The organism is Pseudomonas chaetocerotis, from assembly GCF_015712105.2.
Taxonomy (GTDB): Bacteria; Pseudomonadota; Gammaproteobacteria; order Pseudomonadales; family Pseudomonadaceae; genus Aquipseudomonas; species Aquipseudomonas chaetocerotis.
In genome coordinates this window covers 197,198-222,158 of sequence record NZ_JACFYX020000002.1, presented here as the reverse complement: position 1 = coordinate 222,158, position 24,961 = coordinate 197,198, and the positions used below count along the sequence as shown (strand labels likewise).

Sequence of the window (24,961 nt, the reverse complement as noted above, 5' to 3'; positions counted from 1 at the left end):
CCATGACGGATCAAGACGACTGGCTGAACAAGCCACCGGCAGCGCAGCCGCAAAACAACGACCGCACCCAGTTCATGCCGCGCCCGGGTGGCCGTGGGCCGCAGCCCGCCGCCGAGGTACCGGCTGCACCGCTGCAGATGCCGGCCGCACCGCTACCGGCGGGCCAGGCCCGTGGCATGAATCCTCTGGAGCAGGCCGCCGGCCCGCTGCTGAGCATGCTCACCCGACTGCGCAGCACCCTCGCCCATCCCGCACCGGCCAGCCTGCGTGCACAGCTGCTGGGCTATCTGCGCCAGTTCGAGCAACGCGCCGAAGCCGCCGGCGTGCCGCGCAACGATGTGCTGCTGGCGCGCTACGCGCTGTGTACCGCGCTCGATGAAGCGGTGCTGAGTACGCCGTGGGGCAGTACCAGCGAATGGGGCAAGCAGAGCCTGCTGATCACCGTGCACAACGAGGCCTGGGGCGGCGAGAAGGTGTTCCAGCTGCTCGAACACTGCCTGCAAAGCCCGCGCGAACGTCTCGACCTGTTGGAGTTGCTGTACCTGTGCACCAGCCTCGGCTTCGAAGGCCGTTATCGGGTCATGCACGATGGCCGCAGCCAACTGGAGGCGCTGCGCGAGCGCACTGCCGCGACCCTGCGCAGCGTACGTGGCGAACGCGAACACGAGCTGTCACCGCACTGGCGCGGAGTCAGCGTTGCACCGGATCGCCTGTCGCGGCTGCTGCCGCCCTGGGTCGGTCTGGCCGTGGCACTGGCGCTGCTGCTGGTGTTGCTGCTGGTGCTGCGGATGAAGCTGACGGCCGATGCCGAACCGGTGTTCCGGCAGATTCACGCCCTCGGCGAGGTGCCGGTGCAGAGCATCGAGCCGGCGGTGGTCAGGCCGCGCGTGGTCGAGCGGCCGCGCCTGGCCACCTTCCTCGCCGACGACATTCGCGCCAATCGCGTAGCGGTCGAGGATGGCGTCGACCGTTCGGTAGTCACCATCCGTGGCGACGAGCTGTTCAGCTCCGGCAGCGCCAGCATCCGCGATGACTTCCAGCCGTTGCTGCTGCGCATCGCCGAGGCGATTGCCAAGGTCAAGGGCCAGGTGCGCATCACCGGGCACAGCGACAACCAGCCGATCGCCACGTTGCGCTTCCCGTCCAACTGGGCGCTGTCGCGCGCCCGTGCCGAGGAGGTGCTGCAGATGCTCGCGGCGCGCACCGGCCAGGCCCAGCGCTTCAGTGCCGAGGGTCTGAGCGACACCGAACCGCTGGCCTCCAATGCCACGGCCGAGGGGCGGGCGAAGAATCGCCGCGTAGAGATCACCGTACTGGCGGAGGGTGTGGAGTGAAGGCGCTGTTCGGATTCATCACCCGCTGGGTCATCCCTGTGCTCGGGCTGATCGCCCTGAGCCTGATCATCTGGTTCATCGGACCGCTGCTCAACGTGCTGCAGCCGGCCTGGACGCGCTGGACGTTGATCGTCGTACTGTTCGCACTGTGGCTCGGCTGGCGCCTGTTCTGCCTGCTGCGCGAACGCCAGCAGGAGCGCAAGGTGCTCGACAGCCTGGCCGCGCAAACGCCGCCGGACGCGGCCAGCGTGGCCACCGCCGAGGAGCTGGCGACCCTGCGCCAGCGCATGGACGAAGCCCTCGCGCTGCTGAAGAAGGCGCGCCTGGGCGGCGATGAGCGGCGCAACCTGTATCAGCTGCCGTGGTACGTGATCATCGGCCCGCCGGGCTCCGGCAAGACCACCGCACTGGTCAACTCCGGGCTGAATTTCCCCCTCGCGGCCCAGCTGGGCGCAGGCGCCGTTCGTGGTGTGGGCGGTACGCGCAATTGCGACTGGTGGTTCACCGACGAGGCCGTGCTGCTTGACACCGCCGGGCGCTATACCACCCAGGACAGTCACGCCCAAGTGGACAAGGCCGCCTGGCTCGGCTTTCTCGACCTGCTCAAGAACCAGCGCGCGCGTCGCCCGATCGATGGTGCCTTCATCGCCATCAGCCTGTCCGACCTGCTGCAGAGCAGCGACAGCGAGCGCGCCGCGCACGTGGCGGCGATCCGCTCGCGGGTGCAGGAGTTGTACAGCCAGCTCGGCGTGCGTTTCCCGGTCTACGTCATGCTCACCAAGTGCGACCTGGTGCCGGGCTTCATGGAGTTCTTCGATGACCTCAGCCGTGAGGAGCGCGCCCAGGTCTGGGGCTTCACCTTCGCCCTGGATGACGGCAAAAGCGTCGGCGGCCCGCTAGAGAGTTTCGACAGCGAGTTCGTCGCACTCGAGCAACGCCTCAATCAACGTCTGGTCGAGCGTCTGCAGCGCGAACGCGACCCGGCCCGACGCGACCTGATCTACGGTTTCCCGCAGCAGTTCGCCGCGATCAAGAGCCTGCTCGGCGAGTTCCTCAATGGTGTGTTCAAACCCAATGCCTACGAGGAGCGCACCCTGCTGCGCGGCGTGTACTTCACCAGCGGTACCCAGGAAGGCAGCCCGATCGACCGCCTGATCGGCGCCATGGCGCAGAGTATGAGCCTCGACCGTCAGCACCTGGCCCGGCAGAGTGGCAGCGGTCGCAGCTACTTCCTCCAGCATCTGTTCAGCCGCGTCGCATTCGCCGAGCGCGGCCTGGTCGGCGTCGACCAAAAAGTCGAGCGCCGCCGCAAATGGCTGGCCATCGGTTCGCTGGCAGCCAGTGTGCTGCTGGTGCTGGTAGTGAGCACGCTGTGGCTGCTCAGCTTCAACGCCAATCGCGACTACATCGCCCAGGTCGGTGCCCGCACTGCGCCTCTGGAGCAGCAGGTACGCAGCCTCAGCCCGGCGCAACGCGATGTGCTGGCGGTGCTGCCCCTGCTCAGCGCCGTACGCAACCTGGCCGGTGACCCGCCGGACTGGGCCAAGGGCCTGGGTCTGTACCAGGGCGACATGCTCGAAGAGCAGACCGCGAGCGTCTATCGCCGCTTGCTGGTAGCCACCTTCGCCCCGCGCCTGGTCAGCCGAATCGAGGAGCAGCTGCGTACGGGCGGCGGTTCCGACTACCTCTACGAAGGGCTCAAGGCCTACCTGATGTTCGGTGGCGGCGAGCAGTACGACGCCGAGTTCATCAAGGCCTGGATCGGCCTGGACTGGGATCAGAGCCTGCCGCGCGATCTGTCGGGCGAGCAACGCCAGGCCCTCGACGGCCACCTGCAAGCGCTGTTCGAACGGCGCCCACCGGATGCGCGCCTGGATCAGCGGTTGATCGACGAGTTGCGCATGCAGCTGCAGCGCCTGCCGCTGGCGCAGCGTGTGTATGACCGGGTCAAGCGGCAGAAGCTGCCGGCCGGGGTCAACGACTTCCGCCTCAGCGAGGCCGCCGGGCGCGACGCCGCACTGGTCTTCACGCGCAAGAGCGGTAAAGCGCTGAGCGACCCACTGAGCGGTTTCTACACACGCAGTGGCTACCGCGAAGCCTTTCTGCGCGCTAGCGTCAGCCAGGCCAGTGTCGTGGCTGAGGAACAATGGGTACTGGGCCGTCAGCTCGACAGCACACAGGATGCCGTGAACCTGGCCGCCGATGTGCGCCAGCTGTACCTGCGTGATTACGTGCAGCAGTGGGATGCGCTGCTGGCCGACCTCGACTTCGTGTCGATCACCAGCGTGGCTCAGGCCGCAGACGTGCTGCGGATCCTGTCCGGACCATCCTCGCCACTCAAGCAGTTGCTGATCGCGGTGGCACGGGAAACCGACCTGCAGCAGGCGCCAGAGTCCGAAAGCGTGGCCGGTACGACTGACGAAGGTGTCGAGCAACTCAAGCAGAAACTCGGCTCGCTGCTCGGCCAGAGCCCGGCCGGCAATGCCGTGGCTGCGGTTACGCAGATCGATCCCGTCAGCGCACATTTCGCCGAACTCAACAGCCTGGTCAGCCAGGACCCGTCGGCGCCGATGGCCATCGATGGTCTGCTGGCAGACCTCAACGAACTCTACGTGCAACTCAGCAGCATGGTTGGCGCCAGCGGCGATGCGCTGCTCGGCGAAGCGAAGAATCAGGCCAGCGCCGCAGCAGCGCGGGCCAACCTGACCGCCGCACGCCAGCCCGCATTGGTCCAGGGACTGGTCCGTTCGGTCGTCGCCGCCAGCACCAACAGCATGATGGGCGGGGTACGCAACCAGCTCAACGCCGCCTGGCAAAGTGATGTGGTCAACGTCTGGCGGCAGTCGCTGAGCGGCCGCTACCCAATGGTGCCGGGCAGCCAGCGCGACGCCACGCTGGATGATTTCGGCCAGTTCTTCGGCGTCGGCGGGGTCATGGACAGCTATTTCCGCAAGTACCTGCAACCCTACGTCGACACCTCGGCACGCAACTGGCGCTGGCAGCCGGGCGCGGCGCAGAAGTTGGGCATCTCCGCCGGCGTGCTGCAGACCTTCCAGCGGGCGGCGCTGATCCGCGACGAGTATTTCCGCAGTGGCGGCCTGCAACCCAGCGTGCGCTTCGACCTCAAGCCGGTGAGCATGGATGCCACCATCAGCCAGTCGCAGCTCGATCTCGACGGTCAGCTGATCGGCTTCGACCACGGCCCAAGCCGGCCGGTCGCGGTGCAATGGCCGAACCCCGGCAGCATCGGCGTGGTGCGCCTCACGGTGTCGCCACCGGTCGAGGGCGGTCGCTCGGCGCTGACCCTGGAAGGGCCGTGGGCCTGGTTCCGCCTGCTCGATCAGTCCGAGCTGATTGGTGGCGCCTCGCCGGATCGCTTCAACCTGCGCGTACGCCTGGACCGCTCCAGCGTTGCCTACGAACTGCGCGCCAGCAGTGCTTTCAATCCTTTCAAGAGTCGCGCAGTGGCCGGCTTCACCCTTCCGGAGCGGCTATGACGATGATGGGTTTCTACGGCAAGGTCGCCAGTCGCGGCGACTTCATCGAACGCAACCTGACGAAAGACTTCCAACGCGGCTGGGACGCCTGGCTATCGGCTGGCCTGCAGAGCAGCCAGATCCAGCTCGGCGAAAGCTGGTTGGACGCCTACCTGACCAGCCCGCTGTGGCGCTTCGCACTCGCCCCAGGCGTCTGCGGTGGCGAGGCCATGGCCGGGGTGCTGATGCCGAGCATCGACCGCGTTGGCCGCTACTTTCCGCTGACGGTTGCCTGCCGTATTCCTGGCGGGCAGCCGCTGCAGGCCTTGCAGGCGAACGAAGCGTGGTTCGAGCGGATCGAGGACCTGCTGCTGAGCACCCTGGAAGAGGGTGCCCGCTTCGAAGAATTCGAGACAGCGGTGCAGAGCCTGGAGCCCCTGCCGGCTACGACGCTGCCCGCCTACGACCAGGCGCATGGTCTGCAGCATTGGCCGGTGGTCGATGTGCCGGGACGCCTGGCAGCGCTCGCAGCCGAGGCCTGCAGCGGTGCCAGCCTGTGGTGGGGGCGTGGCTCGCAACGCATCGCGCCCGGATTGCGCCGTTGCCAGGGGCTGCCACCGACCGAGTCCTTCGCGGCTTATCTGCTGGGCCCGGAGGTCGTCGCGTAATGACTGCACTGCATTACCAGTCAGCGGCCTACAGCCATGTCGGCCTGGTTCGTCAGATCAACGAAGACGCCTACCTGGAGCGCCCGGAAGCGGGCCTCTGGGTGGTGGCCGACGGCATGGGCGGGCACGCGGCCGGCGATTACGTCAGCAGCCTGATCGTCGACAGCCTGCGTCACATCAGGGCGAGCGACACCCTGAGTGACTACGAGCATGTGCTTCGGCTCAGCCTGAGCCAGATCAACGCTGCCGTGCGCGAGCAAACCCATTTGCGTGGCGTGACCATGATGGGTAGCACCGTGGTGTTGATGGTCGCCCGCGGTAACCAGGGCTTGTGCCTGTGGGCCGGCGACAGCCGCTTGTACCGACTACGGGCAGGCGAGCTGCAGGCCGTTTCCCGTGACCACAGCTACGTGCAGGACCTGCAGGACAGCGGCCTGCTCAGCGAAGCCGAGGCGCGCCTGCACCCGCGCGCCAACGTCGTTACCCGCGCGGTAGGCGTGCAGGACCAGCTGGAGCTCGCTTGCAGCGTCTTCGACATCCAGCCCGGCGACACCTGGCTGTTGTGCAGTGACGGCCTTACCCGCACGGCCGAAGACCACGAGATCCGCGATGTGCTGGCGCACAACGACCCCTATCAGGTGGTGCGCAGCCTGGTCCATCTAGGCCTGACACGCGGCGCTCCCGACAACATCACCGCCATCGTCATCAAGGCGAACGAGCCCGTCTCATGGACCTGAACATTCCCGGTTTCGACATCGACAGAATGATTGGCGAAGGCGCCATGGCCACCGTCTACCTGGCTCTGCAACGCTCGCTCGAGCGCAAGGTAGCGTTGAAGATCATGGCCCCGGCGCTGGCGGCCGACGCCTCGTTCTGCGAACGTTTCCTGCGTGAGGGCAAGACCCTTGCGCGTCTGGCGCATCCGCATATCGTCACCGTGCACGACATCGGCAATGCCGGCGAGCACTACTACATGGCCATGGAGTACCTGCCCAACGGTACCCTGAGTGAGCGTATCGCCGCCGGCCTGAGCCCCGAGCAGGGCTTGCAGTACATCCGCCAGATCGCCTCGGCGCTGGGCTATGCCCACAGCCAGGGGCTGATCCACCGCGACGTGAAACCGGCCAACATCCTCTTTCGCGCCGACGGCACGGCGGTACTGTCGGACTTCGGCATCGCCAAGTCACTCGACGACCGTACCCAGTTCACCCAGGTCGGTTTCGCCGTTGGCACGCCCAACTACATGAGCCCCGAGCAGGCGCGCGGGCTGGATATCGACGGCCGCGCCGACCTCTACGCCCTCGGCGTCGTGCTCTACGAAATACTGGTCGGCGAGCTGCCGTACATGGGCACCGACGCACTGTCCACGGCACTGGCACACCTGACTCAGCCGTTGCCAGATCTGCCGCTGCAGCACAGCCGTTATCAGGCCCTGCTGCAACGCCTGCTGGCGAAGAACCCAGATGAGCGTTTCAACGATGCCAGGGAACTGCTGGCCGCGCTCGATGCCCAGCCAGCACCCGACTCGGATGCCACCCTGATCCGTCCAGCGTTCACCCAGCAAGCGACACTGGGCGCGCCCTCGACGAGTGAACTGGGGGAGCTGCAACCGGTATCCATCGAGATTCCACGCAGTACGCCGAGCCCGGCGCCAACCGTGGCACCCGCACCGACTGCCACTGCCGGCAGCGCAGCGGCACGACCGTCCACTGCCAGCAAGGGGCCACGTATGGCGCTGCTGGCAGTAGCCGTGGCTGCTGCGCTGGGCCTCGGTGGCGGCGCCTACTGGTGGCTCGGCCAGCCATCCGCCGTGGTGGCTGCGGATAGCTCGCCGCAAAGCACCGGGCAGGGCGCAGCTGTCGCGCCACTGGCTGACGATACCGGTGAGGCCGGCGAGCGGCCGCTGCTGATGCCGGGCAAGACCACGCTCTACCAACGCATCCTGGCCAAGCCCGGGGCGCAGCTGATGAGTGCTCCGGGCGCCGCCACCGGCGAAGCATTGCCGGCCTTCTCGGTGCTCTATGTGTATGCCCGGCGCAACCAGGACGGCCAGTCCTGGATGCAGGTCGGTGCGGCCAGCGATGGCCGCGTGCAAGGCTGGATCGCCGCCGACCAGGCTGCTGACTGGAAACAGAGCCTGGTGCTGAAGTTCACCGAGCGTTCCGGGCGGGCGCCGGTACTGTTCATGCAACAGGCCTCCGACGTCGAGCGCCTGATCGACCGCACCAGCCAGGCGCGCGAGCTACTGATGCAGGCACAGAACGATCCCGAGCAGGTGCCACAGGTGGTGGCACTGGAGCCGACGAGCAGTGCGGTTCCGCAGGACCAGTTCTACCTGATGCCGATCTTCGACTTCCGCGAAACCTTCGATGCCGACGGTCAACCGGTGCAGTTGCTCAACATCGCCTCGATCGACCCCGGCAGCGACGCCCAGACGCCTGCCGAACAGCCGACCGCTGCCAGCGACACGGGCTTCCGGACCGGCATCGTGCTGGTGGTCGACACCTCGGTGTCGATGCAGCCCTATATCGACCGCGTGCGTCAGGTGGTCAGCGAGTTGCAGACTCAGCTGCAGGCGCGCGGTGAGCTGGATAACGTCAGCTTCGGCCTGGTCGGCTATCGCAACAGCACGTCGCGCACACCGGGCCTGCAGTACCTGAGCAAGACCCTGGTGAGCCTTGAGGAGGGCAGCGATCCGCAGCGTTTCCTGCGTACCGCTGAACAGGTGCAGGCGACCACCGTGTCCAGCCACTCCTTCAACGAAGATGCCTTCGCCGGCGTCATGCAGGCCGTAGAAGGCATGGACTGGTCGAGCTATGGCGGCCGCCTGATCCTGCTGGTCAGCGACGCCGGCGCACTGCGCAAGAATGACCCTTACAGCAGCACCTCGATGAACGAGGCCGAGGTGCGTCAGGCGGCACTGAGCAAGCAGATCAAGATATTCGCACTGCACCTGCGCACCCCCGCCGGCAAAGCCAACCACGCCTCGGCCGAGCTGCAGTATCGGGTGCTGACGGCCGACAGCAACCCGCAGATCGGCGACCTCTACGTCTCGGTGCCGGGCGGTGATGTGCGGGCCTTCGGTGAGCGTGTGCGCGAGATCGGCTCGACCTTCGCCGAACTGGCGCAGCAGGTCCGCGCACAGCAGGCGCCCGTCATCCCGGAACTGTCCGGGGGAGTCAACCTGGCGGCCAAGTCACAGGCCATCGGCTACGCCATGCACATGGATTTTCTTGGTCGCCGCAGCGCCAGCCAGGCACCGCAGCTGGTCAGTGCCTGGACCGCTGACCGCGACCTGAGCAACCCGACGCTGCCAACACTGCAGGTGTGCGTGATGCTGACCAAGCTGCAGCTCAACGACCTGCAGCAATCGCTCAAGCTGATCGTCGACGCCGCGCGCAAGACCAGGACCTCGCCAGCCGACTTCTTCAGCGAGATCGCCAGCGCCAGCGCCTACATGAGTCGCGACCCCTCGGCGCTGCGCCAGGGCGCCAATCTGGCGCAGAGCGGTGTGCTCGGCGAGTACCTCGACGGCCTGCCGTATCGCAGCAAGGCACTGAGCATGAGCCAGGACCTCTGGTTGTCGCTGTCGGTGGCCGAGCAGGAGGATTTCATCGACGAGCTGGAGTCGAAGATTCGCCTCTACGAAACCTTCCACAACGACATGGCCAACTGGGTGCGCTTCGGCAACGCCGAACCGGGCGACGCCCTGTACCGCGTCCCGCTGTCGACGCTGCCATGATGATTCGCCTGCAGCAGGTCCTCAAGCAACGTGGCCAGGGCGCACAGCGCTACAGCCTGGCCATCGAGCAGTTACAGCTTGAGGCCGGCGCGCAGGTGGCGCTGGTTGGCCCCAGCGGCTGCGGCAAGAGCACCTTGCTCGATCTGCTGGCCCTGGTGCTGGCACCGGATGCCGCCGAAACCTTCAGCCTCGAGTTGTCCGGCTCGATCAGTGATATCGCCGGATTATGGCGGCAAGGCCGGCACAGCCAGCTGGCACAGCTGCGCAGCCACTATCTGGGTTACGTGCTGCAGGCTGGCGGGCTGCTCGGTTTTCTCGATGTGCGCCGCAATATCGCTCTGCCCCGGCAATTGCTCGGGATGGCAGACAGCGGTCAGGTCCGGCGGCTGGCACAGGCGCTGGATGTGCAGGAGCAGCTGGATAAATATCCCGCTCAGTTGTCGATCGGCCAGCGCCAGCGCGTCAGCTGTGCACGGGCGTTGGCTCACGGGCCGCAATTGCTGCTGGCCGACGAACCCACTGCGGCGCTGGACCCGCTCAACGCCGAACGGGTCATGCAGCTGCTGCTCGATCAGGCCACGACAACCGGTGCAACCTGCGTCGTTGCAACTCATGACGAGGCGCTGGCGCAGCGCGCCGGGCTGACCATCCTGCGCATGAACTGCCGGCGCGATGCCGATGGCGGTGTCAGCGCCCATCTGGAGCAGGTCGCCTGATGCGCCCCTTGCTGATCGCCGGGCTGGCCTGGCAGGACTATCGCCGCGAAGCGCGCCTTTCAGCGTGCAGCGTGCTGGCCCTGGTGGCGGTGATCGCGCCGCTGCTGGTGCTGTTCGGCCTCAAGCACGGTTTGGTCGGCAGCCTTACCGAGCGCCTGCAACGCGACCCTGCCGTACGCGAAATCATCCCGCTGGGCGGCACGCGCCTGCAGGCAGAGTTCATCGAAGCACTGGGGCAACGCGAGGACGTCGCGTTCGCCATCCCACGTACCCGGCAGATCGCCGCCACCAGCGAATTGCAGGTAGCGCCAGGGGAGGCGAGGGTAGGCGTGGAGATGCTTCCGACGGCGGCAGGCGATCCGCTGCTGCAGGACCTGCCGGTGCCGCAGACGCTGCACCAGGTGGTGCTTAGTCATAGCGCTGCCGAGAAGCTGGGCATCACGCCCGGAGGCCAGCTGCAGGCACGCTTCGGTCGCCAGCATGGCGGCGACCTGCAGTGGCAACAGACCACCCTGCAGGTGCTGGCGGTGTTGCCTTTGGCCGCCTTCGAGCGCGATGCACTGTTCGCGCAAGCGGCACTGTTGGAAGCCATCGAGGACTACCGCGACGGTCTGTCTGTGCCTGCGCTGGGCTGGCCGGGCGCAGCGGCAACACAGGCGTCGCGCATCTATCCCGGTTTTCGTCTGTACGCGCGCGCGCTGGATGACGTCGAACCACTGCGCCAGTTCCTGACCGCACAACAGGTGCAGGTCGTCACCCAGGCAGCTCAGATCGCGCAGGTGCAGGCACTGAGCCGCAACCTCGATTTGCTGTTCTGGCTAATTACCACCCTGGCTCTTGGCGGCGCGGTGGCAGCCACCAGTGCCGGCGCCCTGGCCGCCGTCGAGCGTAAGCAACGTGAACTGGCCGTGCTGCGCCTGCTGGGCTTCGGCAGCGGCGCGTTGTTGCTGTTTTTGATTCTCCAGGCGCTTTACAGCGGCCTGTTCGCCAGCGTCCTGTCGGCCCTGTTGTATCGACTGGCGGAGGGCGGTCTCAACCATCTTTTCGTACAGGTACCGGGCGATTACGCCAGTCGTCTGCTGCCTGAACATTACCTGGTGGCCCTCGGTGCCGTTCTGCTGGCCAGCGCCCTTGCCGCTGCGCTGGGAGGCGTGCGCGTGGCCCGGATCGACGCCTCTCAAGGAATTCGTGATGTCTGACAGTCGCTTCGCTGCCTCCGCCCTGATACTCGCCACGCTCACGCTGACGGCCTGCTCGCCGGGCGATGAGCGACCAGCGGCCAGCACACCCGCCACACCTGCGCAGTCCAACGCTGAGGCTCCCCGCAAACTCGATGCGGAGCAACTGGCCAGACTGGACAACCCCAAACCGTTACCCGGTGACGTCAGCCTACCGCTGCCCTGTGGCGGCGAAATGCTGTTCCGCCATGTCTACGTGCTCACCCAGGGCAGCCTGGACGACCGCGAAGTCAGCCTGGGCTATCCATTCAGCGAAGGTGAGGCTGGCTACAAGCAATCCTTCATCTCCGGCTATCGTCGCGACTTCATCAACGGCCAGTTCAGCCTTCAGGACCTGGCGCCGCAGTGGCAGAAACAGATCGCCGAGCACCTGCCCAGGATCGACGCCGGCAGCCCGTTGAGACCGATGATGTATTTCATCGGCAAGTACGAGGTCACAGCCCGTCAGTATGCTCAGGTCATGGCCCAGGCTCAGGCGCTGGCCAGTGGCGAGCCTGCACCTGCCTGTGTGCCCGTCACCGATATGAGCGGGCGACTGCCGCAGGTGAAACTGTCGCGTTTCGAGGCAGAGCGTTTTGCCGCGGTCTACAGCGCCTGGCTGCTGGCCAATCACCGTGATCTGCTACCCGTGAGCGGTAAAGGCAGCAAGGCAGAAGAGGGCGGCGCGGCGTTCGTTCGTCTGCCCACCGAAGTGGAATGGGAGTTCGCTGCCCGGGGTGGCTCGCAGGTCAGCCGCCAGGAGCTGGAAGGGCGGCTTTTCCCGCGTCCGGTCGAGGGCAGTGACGATGATGGCCCGCTGGCCAACTGGGCCGTGTTCAACCAGGTGGCCGGCGGTACCGGACAGGCGCCCCGACTGATGCCGATCGGCACCAAGCAGGCCAACCCGCTGGGGCTGTTCGACGTGATCGGCAACGCCGCCGAGATGGTGCAGGAGTCTTTCCAGCTGGTCAGTGCCGGGCGCCGCCAGGGCACCTATGGCGGTTTCGTGGTCAAGGGTGGCAACTACCTGGAAGGCGAGGGCACGCTGTTTACCGGCATGCGCCGCGAGTACCCGCTGTTCGGCGCCGATGGCAGCGAGCAGCGTAACGAGACCACCGGCTTTCGTGTGGCGATCGGCGCATTGTCCGCCCCACGCTCGCGCTACGACGAGCTCTTCGCCCAATGGCAGAAACAGGGACGCCTGGCGGGGCTGACCGATGACATCGGCGATGCCGAGGATCCGACCCAACGCCTGGACAGCATCATCGCCAGCACCGCCGACCCGCGCCTGCAGGCCGAACTCGGGCTGGTCAATGAAGAGCTCAAGCGCAACGTCTCGCTGATCGCCCGCCAGCGCGAAGAGGCCGCTAGCAACCTGATCCAGTCTGCTGCCCTGGTGGCCGAGACCATCAACAACTACAACATCCGCCTGACCAACCTGCGCAAGAGTCAACGCCAGGCGCAGCAGAACAATGACGCTGCCTCTGCGCAGATATTCGCTGGCGCGATTGCGAACGGCACCAAGGCGCTCAATGGCGCCGTAGCGATCTACATCGACAACATGGCCAGCGGTACCCGGTACACCAACGCGGTGATCCAGGTGCAGTTCCAGCGCATCAAGGAAGAACTCGCGCGCAAGCCTGTGATCGGCAACAGCCTGGTCAACCGCGCCACCCTGTTCGTCGATCACGTCGCGCTGTACCGCGCCCAACAACGTGCCAATCCGGCCGAGATCCTCAAGCAGTTGCTGGAAACGCAGGCGGTGCCGCAACCGTGAGTGCACCAGCCTTTATCTCCAGACATCAATCAACCACAAGCAGAGAGAGCCTAGCTATGCGTCCATCCACTAAGAACCTCACCTCGCAACCTCGCGGCCGCGTCATGACACTCGCCGCTATCGGTTTTGCTTCGATGACCGTACTGGTCAGCGGCTGCTCCACCTCCGCCGTCAACCGTGTCGGTAAAACCACCGAGGTCACCTATTACCCAAGCTGCTACCAACCCGTCCAGCACCTGCGCGATACCGACTCCAACATGACTCGCTCGATCGCTACCGGCGCCGTGCTGGGTGCAGTCGGCGGCGCCTTGACCGGCGCGTTGACTGCCGACAAGGAAGATCGCTCGCGTAACGCTGCCATCGGCGCCGCCGGCGGTGCCCTGATCGGTGGCGCAGCGGCCTATTACACCTCCAAGCAACAGCAGATCAGCGATGACCGCCAGCGCATTGGCTCCTACTCCACCGACATCAATGCCAGTGCCAGCACCTTCGACCGCAGCATTGCCTACGCCGAAGCCTCGCAGAGCTGCTATCAGAAAGAGTTCACCAGCCTGCTGGAGCAGCGTAAGTCCGGCGCGATCAACGATGTAGAAGGGCGCAAGCGTCTGGCCGAAATCATTGCCGGCCTGAACGAGTCCAACAACCTGATCACCGCCGTCAACGGCAAGGCGAGTGAGAACCTGAGCAACTACACCCAGGCTTACGAGGCTGACCTGAAGAACGTTGGCGTCGAGCGCGCCGAAGTGACCACAGTCGCCAAGGCCCCTGCCAACAAGCCGGTCAAGCAGACCAAGGTGCCTACCGAAGCCGTCACTACCGAGCGCGTTCTGCAGCAGGCCGAAGCCAAGCAGAGCAAGAGCCAACAGGTGGCTGTAGCCGGTAGCAACCAGGTCAACAGCATGTGCAGCAACCCGGATATGGGCGACTGGGCACCGATTCCCTGCCCGAACGTCTGAGTCCTTGCGGATGATTGACTGACCGGACGCGCCGCTGGTCCGCCCTTTCCAGACGGAGCAGCGGCTATCGGAGTTTCTACCAAGGAGGGCAAATGTCCGACTACCTGATCGGGTTGAGAAACACCCCATCACAGGTCATGGCACGACAGCGCATCGAAGCCATGATCGACCTGCGCAAACTCTACTCAGCCATCGATGCCGACCCCGCCATCTCCGGTGCTGGGGTGGTGTACATCGATGCCAATTTCAACGTGGTGACCCTGCGCGAGTTCACCCCGATCTGCAGCATCAGGCCCAAGCGCATCATCATTCGTGAAGCCCAGCGCAATGTTTCGCCACAGCAGTTCGTCCAGCAGGTGCAATCCAATCCGCGCGAGTCGCGGCTGGTTGCAGAGAGCGTCAACACCAGCCTGGCCTGTGCAGGGGCGGTGTTGGGATGGATCGCGATCATTGGTGGTACGGCCATCGTGCCGTTCACCGGAGGGGCGAGTCTGGTGATCACGACACTGGGCGTAGCAGCCGCATCAGCGAGCTCTGTGCAATGTGTAGCCGGTGCTGCGCGAGTCTATACCGAAGTGAACAACCCGGAAGCACTCGATAGACTGGACAGCCAGCAGTGGTATCAGGACGTGTCCAGAGCACTGGATATCATTTCTCTGGGCGGTGTAGCCGGGGCAGGAGCAACGATTTTGCGCGTGATGAACATGCGCAGGGCCATGACAGGGCGAAGCTGGTATCAAAGCCTGAATGGCTTGAGCCGTCAGGAACGGCGACGTTTGACCAACGAGATCCTGGAGAATCGCAATCCAGCGCTTACTCCCGCCCTCCGTAAAGCGTTGCAGAGCAGCGGCGAGCTTCCGAAACGCTTCAGTACCAGTGAAATCTCATCGACATTGGCTATCAATATCAGAGATGCGTTGGGAGCCGGAATCGGCTTGCTTGGCAGCAGCATGGTACAGACTTACGCCATCGGTCTTTACGAGGAGCTATCGGAGTGAACCAGGGACTCGATTTCCTCACGATACTGCGTCGACATTTCTCGATATTCATCTGTGCTTTCTTCCTGGCACTGTTCTCCATGGCAGTCAGCCAAATTCTGCTGCTCGAGGTCTATCCGCCCAGCTTGGAAGACTATGGCATCTACATGATGCTGGGCAGCTGCGGGATATCCTTGTACCTGTGCGCGGCCAACCTTCTGGTGATTCGCGGTCGTCCCTGGGCTGTATGGCTGATAGTGGTAGCCATGGCCGCTTGCATACTGATTATCATCGGTCATTGGGGCAGGCGCGCACCTGATCTGCTGTATTCCATCGGTCTGTTGCTGTCATTGGGTACCTTGCTGACACTCAACAGCAAGCGTTACCGCACCATGCTGACGGCCATGGTGGAAGTACGCGGTCAGCGTGCGGCTTGGCGTGACCGCTACAGGAAGGCTCGTCAACGCTAGCTCAATCTGGATGCAGGCAAAGCGGGGTAGCGAGTCGCTAACCATAGCCTGGCTACCGGAGTCCGACCACCCGTTAAAAATGAAAAGCCCCTGTCGATTCGCATCGACAGGGGCTTTTCATTTCACGCCCACTAGCATGACTGACTTGGCAACAGAGTAGCCATCAGAAGTCCAGGTTCGACACCGCCAGGGCGTTGGACTCGATGAAGTCGCGGCGCGGCTCCACGGCATCGCCCATCAGAGTGTTGAAGATCTGGTCGGCGGCGATGGCGTCTTCGATGGTCACCTTGAGCATGCGACGCACTTCCGGGTCCATGGTGGTTTCCCACAGCTGATCCGGGTTCATTTCACCGAGACCTTTGTATCGCTGGATGCTGTGGCGCTTGGTGCTTTCGGTCATCAACCAGTCCAGCGCTTCCTTGAAGGTGCTGACCGGTTTCTTGCGCTCGCCACGCTGCACGTAGGCGCCTTCTTCCAGCAGACTGTTCAACTGATCACCCAGGGTGGTGACCGTCTTGTAATCGTTGCTGGCGAAGAAGTCGCGGTTGAAGGTGGTGTAGCTGGAAAGCCCGTGAGATTTCACTTCAACTTCCGGCAGCCACAGGTGGCGTTCACGATCTTCGCGAAGACTGGCACTGTAGGTCTGGCCAGACTTCTCGGTGGTCTTCAGACGCGCCGCAAAGCCTTCCAGCCAGTTCTGCATAAAGGCCTGGTCAGCGAGCTGCTCCACCGAAATACGGGGCAGATAGACGAAGTGTTCGGTGATGTCCTTGGGATAAACACGCGACAGGCGGTCCAGGGTCTTCATCACGCCACGGTATTCGCCGACGAGCTTTTCCAACGCGCTGCCAGAAAGACCTGGAGCGTTCTCGTTGACGTGCAGGCTGGCGTCTTCCAGAGCCGACTGGGTCATGTATTCCTCCATGGCCTCGTCGTCCTTGATGTACTGCTCCTGCTTGCCTTTCTTCACCTTGTACAGCGGCGGCTGAGCGATATAGATGTAGCCACGCTCGACCAGCTCCGGCAACTGGCGGAAGAAGAAGGTCAGCAGCAGGGTACGGATGTGCGAACCGTCGACGTCAGCATCGGTCATGATGATGATGTTGTGGTAGCGCAGCTTGTCGATGTTGTATTCATCACGACCGATACCGCAACCGAGCGCAGTGATCAGCGTGCCAACTTCCTGAGAGGAAATCATGCGGTCGAAGCGCGCGCGTTCGACGTTGAGGATCTTGCCCTTGAGCGGCAGGATCGCCTGGGTCTTGCGGTTACGGCCCTGCTTGGCAGAACCACCCGCGGAGTCACCCTCCACGATGTAGAGTTCGGACAGTGCCGGGTCTTTCTCCTGGCAGTCGGCCAACTTGCCGGGGAGGCCGGCGATGTCCAGCGCACCTTTGCGGCGCGTCATCTCACGCGCTTTACGGGCCGCTTCACGGGCACGAGCGGCATCGATCATCTTGCCGACCACGGCCTTGGCTTCGTTAGGGTTCTCCAACAGGAAGTCGGAGAAGTACTTGCCCATTTCCTGTTCGACCGCGGTTTTCACCTCGCTCGATACCAGTTTGTCCTTGGTCTGCGAGCTGAACTTCGGGTCCGGCACCTTGACCGAGATGATCGCAGTCAAGCCTTCGCGGGCATCGTCACCGGTGGTGGCGACCTTGAACTTCTTCGCCAGGCCCTCGGACTCGATGTAGTTGTTCAGGTGGCGGGTGAGGGCGGAACGGAAACCAGCCAGGTGCGTACCACCGTCTCGCTGCGGAATGTTGTTGGTGAAGCAGAGCAGGTTCTCGTTGAAGCTGTCGTTCCACTGCAGAGCCACTTCGACACCGACGCCGTCTTCTTCGCGCTGGATGTTGAAATGGAATACCTGGTTGACCACCGTCTTGTTGGTGTTCAGGTATTCGACGAAGGCTTTCAGGCCACCCTCGTATTTGAACAGCTCTTCCTTGCCGGTACGCTCGTCGCGCAGCAGGATGCCCACGCCAGAGTTAAGGAAGGACAATTCGCGCAGGCGCTTGGCCAGGATGTCCCAGCTGAAATGGATATTGGCGAAGGTCTCTTCGGACGGTTTGAAGTGAATCTGCGTGCCGGTACCGTCGGTGTCACCGACAGCGGCCAAAGGCGCTTGCGGCACACCGTGGACGTAGGTCTGTTCCCAGATCTTGCCGCTACGGCGAATGGTCAGCACCAGCTCCTTGGAGAGGGCGTTCACCACCGAGACACCCACGCCGTGCAGGCCGCCGGATACCTTGTAGCTGTTGTCGTCGAACTTCCCGCCAGCGTGCAGCACGGTCATGATGACCTCGGCCGCCGAAACGCCTTCTTCCTTGTGCATATCGACCGGAATACCACGGCCATTGTCACGCACGCTGATCGACTCATCCGGGTGGATGGTGATGGTGATTTCGCTGCAATAGCCTGCCAGCGCTTCGTCGATCGAGTTGTCGACCACCTCGAACACCATGTGGTGCAGACCACTACCATCGTCAGTGTCACCGATGTACATCCCGGGACGTTTGCGTACGGCGTCCAGTCCTTTCAGCACCTTGATGCTGGAGGAGTCGTACGTTTGGTTCTCGCTCATGCCTTCACTCCCGATGGTCTTGGGTCTGGGTGATACGGCCATGTTCCACGTGGAACATGGCAACCGGCGTATCCGTCTGCCAGCCTTCCCTCAACAATTCATGATCCACACAGGTGATGAACACCTGGCAGCGCAAATCTTCCAGCAACCGGCACAATGCCTGGCGATGCTGCTCATCCAGCTCCGACGGTAGGTCGTCCACCAGATAGATACACTGGCCACGCTTGGCTTCGTTAACCAAGTGGCCTTGGGCGATGCGCAATGCGCACACCACCAATTTCTGTTGTCCTCGCGACAGAACCTCTGCCGCGTTGTGCCCCGCAAGTCGTAGGCGCAAATCGGCGCGCTGCGGCCCAGCCTGGGTATGCCCAAGTTGCTGATCGCGAAGGAGGGATGTGGCGAGCACTTCGCTCAGGTCCCGATCCTTGTCCCACCCACGGTAGTAACTGAGGGTAAGCCCTTCCAACTCCAGCAGCTCGGCCAGGGTCCGTTCGAACACCGGTTTCAACGCCTGTATGTAGGCCCGTCGGTAGGTGTCGATTTCCTCGCTAGCACTGCACAGTTCACGGTCCCATGCGGCCTGCGAAGCACCGTCAAGTGTACCATGGCGCAGCCATGAGTTCCGCTGCCGCAGGGCTTTCTGCAGACGTTGCCAGGCGCCTAGAAAACGATGTTCCACGTGGAACACGCCCCAATCGAGAAACTGTCGGCGGATCTTCGGTGCACCTTCCAGCAGCCGGAAGCTGTCTGGGTTGATCAGTTGCAGCGGCAACAGATCGGCTAGCTGCGCAGCACTGCGCGCATTCTGCCCATCGATACGAATCTGCAGCTCACCCTGGCGATCGCGCGATATACCCAGATTGCTGGAACCACCTTCGACCAACTGTACCTGACCGAAAATAGTGCAGGCGGGCTGCTCGTAATGGATGACTGGCTGCAGACGTGTGCTGCGGAAGGAGCGTGCAAGCCCGAGCAGATGGATCGCCTCGAGCACGCTGGTTTTGCCGCTGCCGTTGGCGCCGTGGAGGATGTTGATGCGGGAGGAGGGGGAAAGGGTCACCGGGTGCAGATTGCGCACCGCGGTGACCGTGATACGGCTTAGGGACATTAAAGACGCATCGGCATGACAACGTAGGCAGAATCGTCGTTGTCAGCTTCCTGCAACAGGGCACTGCTGTTGGAGTCGGAGAGAATCAGGCGCACCTGCTCGGTGCCCATCACGCCGAGCACATCCAGCAGATAGCTGACGTTGAAACCAATCTCCAGACCGCTGCCAGCATAGTCGACAACGATCTCTTCCTCGGCTTCTTCCTGCTCCGGGTTGTTGGCCTGAATCTTCAGCAGACCAGACGCCAGGGTCAGGCGAATACCACGGTACTTCTCGTTGGACAGAATCGCGGTGCGGCTGAACGCTTCACGCAGGCCCTGACGATCCGCCAGCACCAGCTTGTCGCCACCACGCGGCAGCACGCGCTCGTAATCCGGGAACTTGCCGTCCACCAGTTTCGAGGTGAAGGTGAACTCGCCGGTGTTGGCACGGATGTGGTGCTGACCGAGAACGATGGCAACTTCGGCGTCCTGCTCGGTGAGCAGACGAGCCAGTTCGAGAATACCCTTGCGCGGCACGATGACCTGATGCTTGCCTTCCTGCTGGATGATCGCTTCCATCGAGCACATGGCCAGACGGTGACCGTCGGTGGCGACCGCACGCAGCAGGCCACTCTGCACTTCCAGGAGCATGCCGTTGAGGTAGTAGCGCACATCCTGTTGAGCCATGGCGAAGCTGGTGCGTTCGATCAGACGACGCAGCTTGGCTTGCGGCAGGTTGAAGGTCAGCGACCCCGGACCTTCCTCGACGGTGGGGAAGTCGTTGGCCGGCAGAGTCGACAGAGTGAAACGACTGCGCCCGGCCTTGACCAGCAACTTCTGATCATCGACACGAATGTCGATCAGCGCGTCGCTCGGCAGGCTCTTGCAGATATCCATCAGTTTGCGCGCCGGCACGGTGATTTCACCCGGTTCGGCGGCATCTTCGAGTGTGACGCGGCCAACCAGTTCGACCTCGAGGTCGGTACCGGTAAGCGACAGCTGCTGGCCTTCAACCACCAGCAGCACGTTGGACAATACCGGCAGCGTCTGGCGTCGTTCCACGACACCGGCGACCAGTTGCAGGGGTTTCAACAGGGCTTCGCGTTGAATGGTGAAATGCATGGTCTAGTCCCTTGCCTCGTGGATAGTCGTAATTAGAACCTGTAAAAAGTCTCGCGAGCTAGCGCCATGCAAGGCGAAAACAGGGGAGGAAGCGGAGTGTACTTTTGTACATGAGCATTCCGAGCCTGTTTTCAACGCAGCAGAGCCAACGCGCAGCAGCCTTTAACTGGTTCAGGTAGTCAGGGTGCGCAGCAGGTTCTTGTAGTCCTCGCGGATGTCCGCGTCGGATCCCCTAAGTTCAGCAATCTTACGACATGCGTGCAACACCGTGGTGTGATCGCGACCGCCGAAGGCCACACCGATTTCCGGCAGGCTGTGATTGGTCAGTTCCTTCGACAATGCCATGGCCACCTGACGCGGCCGAGCGATCGAGCGCGACCGACGCTTGGAAAGCAGATCGGTGATCTTGATCTTGTAGTACTCGGCGGTGGTGCGCTGAATATTGTCGATGCTGACCAGCTTGTCCTGCAGGGCCAGCAGATCCTTGAGCGATTCGCGGATCAGTTCGATGGTGATGTCTCGGCCCATGAAGTGCGAGTGAGCGATCACACGTTTCAGCGCGCCTTCCAGCTCACGCACGTTGGAGCGAATACGCTGGGCAATGAAGAACGCGGCATCGTGCGGCAGATCGACCTTGGCCTGGTCGGCCTTCTTCATCAGGATTGCCACGCGAGTTTCCAGTTCGGGCGGTTCGACCGCCACGGTCAGACCCCAGCCGAAGCGCGACTTCAGGCGCTCTTCCAGGCCTTCGATCTCTTTCGGGTAGCGGTCGCTGGTGAGGATCACCTGCTGACCCCCTTCGAGCAGCGCGTTGAAGGTGTGGAAGAACTCCTCCTGGGAGCGCTCCTTCTTGGCGAAGAACTGGATGTCATCGATCAGCAGCGCATCGACCGAACGGTAGAAGCGCTTGAATTCGTTGATGGCGTTGAGCTGCAACGCCTTGACCATGTCGGCGACGAATCGCTCGGAATGCAGGTAAACCACCTTGGCGTTAGGGTTCTTCGCCAGCAGGTGGTTACCCACGGCATGCATCAGGTGAGTCTTGCCCAGGCCGACGCCGCCATAAAGGAACAGCGGGTTGTAACCGTGCTTGGGGTTGTCCGCCACCTGCCAGGCGGCAGCGCGCGCCAACTGGTTCGACTTGCCCTCGACGAAGTTATCGAAGGTGAAAGTACGATTGAGGTAGCTGGTGTGCTTCAGGCCACCTTCGACCTGTACGGTACGTTCGGTGCGTGGCGCAACGGCTGGGGTCGGCGGTTGCGGCGCTGAGCCTGCCATGGAGTCGAAGCTGGCACGCGACGGCTCTTGCTGCGCCGGCGGCGGCACTGGCTTGCTGACGGCTGCTGCCTGCACCTGAGCGGCACGTGCAGCAGCAGGCAACGGGGCCGTTGGCGCAACACGGGCAGTGGCTGCGCGTTTGCTACCTATTAATAAGGAAAGCGCAGGTACCAGACCGCCGGCACGCTCACCGAGCAACTCAAGCAAACGGCTCAGGTATTTCTCGTTGACCCAGTCGAGTACGAAACGATTCGGCGCATACACGCGCAGCTCATCGCCTTCGGCTTCGACCTGCAGAGGACGTATCCAGGTGTTGAATTGCTGGGCCGGCAACTCGTCGCGCAAAAGCTCGACGCATTGCTGCCATAGTTCCACTGACACTGACTATCCCCTATCCAGGCGGCGATGCAAAAAACAGCAGCCATTGTAACGGCCAACGACAGAGTTATCCACATAGCAGAGGGTAGATGGCCAAGTAAAATCAAAGCCTTAGTTCCATTCATCAGGCTTATCAGACACCCCATAAGCCTTGTGGATAAGCATCCGATAAGCTTCTGCAAAACCCTGGGGATGAACGGTCGGATAACCACGCTGTGGGTAACCCGGCTTTCTATCCTCAGGCTGTATGCAGGACACGCACAGGCGTACCACGCCTTTTGGACAGACTTATCATTACCGGATGAGCAAGCAGAGCGCTGCCATCAGAAGGTTGTCCACAGACATTGGCAACACCATTCAACATAAACATAGAAAAAGAGCTTTAAACCCTTTTCCTTCTTTCTATTTCTATCTGGCGAATAAGGCTGGTTGGAAATTGACCTACCGCGCGGCTTTCTCTAGAATTGCCGGTCTCTTAAAACCGGGGTCATACCGACCCTAGTCGATCACCCAGGTAACGCACCATGAAACGCACTTTCCAACCCAGCACCATCAAGCGCGCTCGCACCCACGGTTTCCGTGCCCGTATGGCCACCAAGAACGGCCGTGCCGTCCTGTCGCGTCGTCGCGCCAAGGGCCGCAAGCGTCTTGCTGTCTAATTAATCCAGACAGGTGGTGAGTCGAGGCTTCGGCCGGGAAAAGCGACTGCTGACTCCCCGGCAATTCAAGGCAGTCTTCGACTCCCCAAGCGGTAAAGCTCCGGGCAAAAGTGTCCTGTTGCTAGCGCGCGATAACCAGCTTGATCATCCCCGCCTAGGTTTGGTGATCGGCAAAAAGAGCGTCAAGCTCGCCGTCGAGCGCAACCGCATCAAGCGTCAAATCCGCGAGTCCTTTCGCCTCAATCAGGACAACCTGACAGGCTGGGACATCGTGGTGGTCGCCCGCAAAGGGCTAGGTGATCTGGGGAATGGCGAGCTCGCTCAGCAGTTCGGCAAACTCTGGAAACGCTTGGCCCGAAGCCGGCCCAGTCGCGACGCAGACTTATCCCCCGGGACAAGCGACAATCCCCATGCGTAAAGCGGCTCTAGCCTGTATACAGGTTTATCGCTACGCCATCAGTCCGCTGATGGCCAGTCATTGTCGCTTCTATCCCAGCTGCTCCTGCTATGCCTACGAAGCCATCGAGCAACATGGCTTCCTGCGTGGTGGCTGGCTGGCAGCACGCCGTCTTGGTCGCTGCCATCCCTGGAATGCCGGCGGTTTCGATCCGGTTCCACCCGTTAAAACATCCCGTTCCCCTTCGATGGCCGAATAATCATGGATATCCAACGTTCGATCCTGATCGTCGCCCTGGCAGTCGTGTCCTACCTCATGGTCCTGCAATGGAACGAGGACTATGGCCAGGCTGCCCTGCCAGCCGAGGTTAGTACCTCGACCGCTGCGACGCCTGCCCTGCCCGACACACCCGCTGCAACCGCCAGCACCAGCGGCGACGACATCCCAACTGCCGTGGCCGAGCCGACTGCAGCTGCCGTTGCGCCTACCGCTGCTGCCAGCGACGAGCTGATTCGCGTCAAGACCGATGTGCTGGACCTGGCCATCGACCCGCGTGGTGGTGATGTCGTGCAACTGCGTCTACCGCAGTACCCGCGTCGTCAGGATCGCCCGGACGTGCCGTTCCAGCTGTTCGATAACGGCAACGAGCGTACCTACCTGGCGCAGAGCGGCCTGATTGGCCAGAACGCCCCGGACAAATCCAGCGGTCGTTCCCTGTGGAGCAGCGAGAAGCAGAGCTACGAACTGGCCGAAGGCCAGGACAGCCTGGTGGTCGATCTCACGTTCAGCGAGAACGGCGTCAACTACATCAAGCGCTACAGCTTCAAGCGCGGTCTCAATCCGCAATGCTCGGCGCGTGAGCAACAACTGAAGAAGCCTGGCTGCATCGATCCGTCCGCCTATCAGGTCGACGTGCGCTATCTGATCGACAACCAGAGCGAGCAAGCCTGGAGCGGCAACCTGTTCGCCCAGCTCAAACGCGACAACAGCGGCGATCCGTCCTCGACCACCGCTACCGGCACCGCCACCTACCTCGGCGCCGCACTGTGGACCACCGAAGAGCCGTACAAGAAGGTGTCGATGAAGGACATCGACAAGCAGTCCTTCAAGGAAACCGTGCAGGGTGGCTGGGTCGCCTGGCTGCAGCACTACTTCGTCACCGCCTGGGTGCCGAACAAGGACAGCACCAATCTGGTACAGACTCGCAAGGACAGCCAGGGGAACTACATCGTCGGCTTCACTGGTCCGTCCATACAGGTCGCGGCCGGCGCTCAGGGCGAAACGGGCGCGATCCTCTACGCAGGTCCCAAGCTGCAAGAGCACCTGGGCACCCTGTCTCCGGGCCTGGAGCTGACCGTCGACTACGGCTTCCTGTGGTTCCTCGCGCAGCCGATCTTCTGGCTGCTGGAAGTGATCCATGGCGTGCTCGGCAACTGGGGCTGGTCGATCATTTTCCTGACCATCATCATCAAGCTGATCTTCTTCCCGCTGTCTGCCGCCAGTTACCGTTCCATGGCGCGCATGCGTGCCGTATCGCCGAAACTGCAGGCGCTGAAAGAACAGCACGGTGACGATCGCCAGAAGATGTCCCAGGCGATGATGGAGCTGTACAAGAAAGAGAAGATCAACCCGCTGGGCGGCTGCCTGCCGATCCTGGTGCAGATGCCGGTCTTCCTCGCCCTGTACTGGGTGCTCCTGGAATCGGTCGAGATGCGTCAGGCGCCCTGGCTGCTGTGGATCACCGACCTGTCGATCAAGGATCCGTTCTTCATCCTGCCGATCATCATGGGCGCGACCATGTTCATCCAGCAGCAGCTCAACCCGACGCCGCCGGACCCCATGCAGGCCCGCGTGCTGAAGCTGATGCCGATCATCTTCACCTTCTTCTTCCTGTGGTTCCCTGCAGGTCTGGTGCTGTACTGGGTAGTCAACAACTGCCTGTCCATCGCCCAGCAGTGGTACATTACGCGCAAGATCGAAGCAGCAGCGAAACCGGCCAACGCCTGATTCGCCAAGACTTCCAAGCATCAAGCAAACGCCCCATGATTGGGGCGTTTTGCTATCCAGGCATTTGTCGTAGGAGCGAGCTCTGCTCGCGAATCTCTGTATCCACAGGCTTTG

At 62.8% G+C, this 24,961-nt stretch carries 19 protein-coding genes; 15 read left to right on the top strand and 4 right to left on the bottom strand.

Annotation, left to right across the window (positions count from 1 at the left end):
* Positions 1-2 precede the first annotated feature (2 nt).
* The 11 genes from H3221_RS04980 to H3221_RS04930 all read left to right on the top strand — a co-directional run bounded on the left by H3221_RS04980 (position 3) and on the right by H3221_RS04930 (position 15,333).
* Positions 3-1,334, top strand: coding sequence for a DotU family type VI secretion system protein (locus H3221_RS04980; RefSeq protein WP_196474368.1), 1,332 nt, complete (start codon positions 3-5; stop codon positions 1,332-1,334).
* Positions 1,331-4,831, top strand: coding sequence for a type VI secretion system membrane subunit TssM (tssM, locus tag H3221_RS04975; protein WP_196474369.1), 3,501 nt, complete (start codon positions 1,331-1,333; stop codon positions 4,829-4,831). Before H3221_RS04980 ends, tssM begins: the two co-directional genes overlap by 4 nt.
* Positions 4,828-5,478 (top strand): type VI secretion system-associated protein TagF, encoded by a 651-nt coding sequence (tagF, locus tag H3221_RS04970; RefSeq protein ID WP_196474370.1) that lies wholly within the window; start codon positions 4,828-4,830, stop codon positions 5,476-5,478. The genes tssM and tagF overlap by 4 nt, the downstream gene beginning before the upstream one ends.
* On the top strand, positions 5,478-6,215 hold the full coding sequence (locus H3221_RS04965; RefSeq protein WP_196474371.1) for a PP2C family protein-serine/threonine phosphatase: 738 nt from the start codon (positions 5,478-5,480) through the stop codon (positions 6,213-6,215). The genes tagF and H3221_RS04965 overlap by 1 nt, the downstream gene beginning before the upstream one ends.
* Positions 6,206-9,220 (top strand): serine/threonine-protein kinase, encoded by a 3,015-nt coding sequence (locus H3221_RS04960; protein WP_196474372.1) that lies wholly within the window; start codon positions 6,206-6,208, stop codon positions 9,218-9,220. The genes H3221_RS04965 and H3221_RS04960 overlap by 10 nt, the downstream gene beginning before the upstream one ends.
* Positions 9,220-9,936 carry an ABC transporter ATP-binding protein gene (locus H3221_RS04955; RefSeq protein WP_318011423.1) on the top strand — a complete coding sequence of 239 codons (717 nt, stop codon included), beginning with the start codon at positions 9,220-9,222 and terminating at the stop codon, positions 9,934-9,936. Before H3221_RS04960 ends, H3221_RS04955 begins: the two co-directional genes overlap by 1 nt.
* Positions 9,936-11,135, top strand: a complete 1,200-nt coding sequence (locus H3221_RS04950; RefSeq protein ID WP_196474374.1) for an ABC transporter permease family protein — start codon at positions 9,936-9,938, stop codon at positions 11,133-11,135. The genes H3221_RS04955 and H3221_RS04950 overlap by 1 nt, the downstream gene beginning before the upstream one ends.
* Complete coding sequence (locus H3221_RS04945; protein ID WP_196474375.1) at positions 11,128-12,930, top strand: formylglycine-generating enzyme family protein; 1,803 nt, start codon at positions 11,128-11,130, stop codon at positions 12,928-12,930. Before H3221_RS04950 ends, H3221_RS04945 begins: the two co-directional genes overlap by 8 nt.
* A gap of 56 nt (positions 12,931-12,986) precedes the next feature.
* Positions 12,987-13,886 (top strand): type VI secretion system-associated lipoprotein TagQ, encoded by a 900-nt coding sequence (gene tagQ, locus H3221_RS04940; RefSeq protein WP_196474376.1) that lies wholly within the window; start codon positions 12,987-12,989, stop codon positions 13,884-13,886.
* 92 nt (positions 13,887-13,978) lie between these two features.
* The gene (locus H3221_RS04935) at positions 13,979-14,884 is read left to right on the top strand and encodes an NAD synthetase (RefSeq protein ID WP_196474377.1); all 906 of its coding nucleotides are present in this window, start codon (positions 13,979-13,981) and stop codon (positions 14,882-14,884) included.
* Entirely contained in the window at positions 14,881-15,333 is a 453-nt protein-coding gene (locus H3221_RS04930; RefSeq protein ID WP_196474378.1) for a hypothetical protein, read from the top strand. Before H3221_RS04935 ends, H3221_RS04930 begins: the two co-directional genes overlap by 4 nt.
* Positions 15,334-15,496: 163 nt before the next feature.
* On the opposite strand, the gene gyrB is transcribed toward H3221_RS04930, so the two are convergent.
* From gyrB to dnaA, 4 genes are all read right to left on the bottom strand, one after another.
* Positions 15,497-17,917: a DNA topoisomerase (ATP-hydrolyzing) subunit B gene (gene gyrB / locus H3221_RS04925; RefSeq protein ID WP_196474379.1), complete on the bottom strand. Its 2,421-nt coding sequence runs from the start codon at positions 17,915-17,917 to the stop codon at positions 15,497-15,499.
* A gap of 4 nt (positions 17,918-17,921) precedes the next feature.
* On the bottom strand, positions 17,922-19,025 hold the full coding sequence (gene recF, locus H3221_RS04920; protein WP_196447287.1) for a DNA replication/repair protein RecF: 1,104 nt from the start codon (positions 19,023-19,025) through the stop codon (positions 17,922-17,924).
* Positions 19,025-20,128, bottom strand: coding sequence for a DNA polymerase III subunit beta (dnaN, locus tag H3221_RS04915; protein ID WP_160018690.1), 1,104 nt, complete (start codon positions 20,126-20,128; stop codon positions 19,025-19,027). The genes recF and dnaN overlap by 1 nt, the downstream gene beginning before the upstream one ends.
* Positions 20,129-20,299: 171 nt before the next feature.
* Positions 20,300-21,787 carry a chromosomal replication initiator protein DnaA gene (gene dnaA, locus H3221_RS04910; protein ID WP_196447286.1) on the bottom strand — a complete coding sequence of 496 codons (1,488 nt, stop codon included), beginning with the start codon at positions 21,785-21,787 and terminating at the stop codon, positions 20,300-20,302.
* 521 nt (positions 21,788-22,308) lie between these two features.
* Between dnaA and rpmH the strand changes: the two genes are divergently transcribed.
* The 4 genes from rpmH to yidC are packed head-to-tail and all read left to right on the top strand — an operon-like array spanning position 22,309 to position 24,847.
* The gene (gene rpmH / locus H3221_RS04905; protein ID WP_002551315.1) at positions 22,309-22,443 is read left to right on the top strand and encodes a 50S ribosomal protein L34; all 135 of its coding nucleotides are present in this window, start codon (positions 22,309-22,311) and stop codon (positions 22,441-22,443) included.
* Positions 22,444-22,456: 13 nt separating this feature from the next.
* The gene (gene rnpA / locus H3221_RS04900; RefSeq protein WP_196447285.1) at positions 22,457-22,861 is read left to right on the top strand and encodes a ribonuclease P protein component; all 405 of its coding nucleotides are present in this window, start codon (positions 22,457-22,459) and stop codon (positions 22,859-22,861) included.
* Positions 22,854-23,099, top strand: coding sequence for a membrane protein insertion efficiency factor YidD (gene yidD, locus H3221_RS04895; RefSeq protein WP_013717990.1), 246 nt, complete (start codon positions 22,854-22,856; stop codon positions 23,097-23,099). The genes rnpA and yidD overlap by 8 nt, the downstream gene beginning before the upstream one ends.
* Before the next feature lie 2 nt (positions 23,100-23,101).
* On the top strand, positions 23,102-24,847 hold the full coding sequence (gene yidC / locus H3221_RS04890; protein WP_196447284.1) for a membrane protein insertase YidC: 1,746 nt from the start codon (positions 23,102-23,104) through the stop codon (positions 24,845-24,847).
* Positions 24,848-24,961: the final 114 nt, after the last annotated feature.